Source organism: Treponema sp. R8-4-B8 (genome assembly GCF_054786175.1).
Genome location: NZ_BDHE01000198.1, coordinates 1 through 701, shown reverse-complemented (window position 1 = coordinate 701; position 701 = coordinate 1). Strand labels below are relative to the sequence as shown.

Annotated in this window: 1 protein-coding gene; it reads right to left on the bottom strand. The window is 39.7% G+C overall.

Annotated features, from left to right (window positions below; all coding sequences use genetic code 11):
* Positions 1-248: 248 nt before the first annotated feature.
* Positions 249-701 (bottom strand): hypothetical protein (locus tag ACYVRA_RS07865; RefSeq protein WP_461252184.1); only part of this gene is annotated, 453 nt, incomplete at its 5' end.

The window sequence follows — 701 nt, the reverse complement described above, 5'->3', positions numbered from 1 at the left end:
ATGAATCTTTTGCAAAAATCAACAAAAAATTTTTTAATGCCACCCGCAAAACCTTTTACGCCTCCCGTAAATGAAGCGCCTATTTGCCTGAATACATTTAAAATAGAATTGATTACTTTTACATAAAAGGGAGTGGCATTATAATAACCTGCGTTTTGATTTGTCATTATATACTCTCCGATAAATAATAACTAAAACCGCCCAAGCCGGCATACGGCTACAGGGCGGTTTCAGATTAAAACAGAACATTAATCCGGTCTTTTGCCGGTTTTCCAAATTGTCTCTATAACGGCCATACCCGCTTTGATCTGATCGGTCGTGCTGTACATATTATTGGCGTTTGTAAGTATATCCATTACGATAGCCGGAGCGCCTTGGGAATAATACCAGTTATTCATTTTTGAGTTAGCTCCGAAAGGCTGGGCTCTTCCGCTGTCAAACATTATAAGTTGAATCTTCGCGAGTTTTCCTTCAAGAGTATCAGCCTGAATTCCAGCAAATTCGGTTCTGGCGTTTTTATAAGAAGGCAGATTTGAACATTCGGCGAAAGCTTTTTCCTGCATTTCCTTGCTTGACAGGTACATAAGAATTTCTTCTAAATACTCAGCCTTTTTTTCTCCCTGTTTGTGTTTTTTCATTACAAACATTTTCGTGTCGGCAAAAGTTCCCGATCTCATCCGCGTGCCAGCCGCTATATTCGT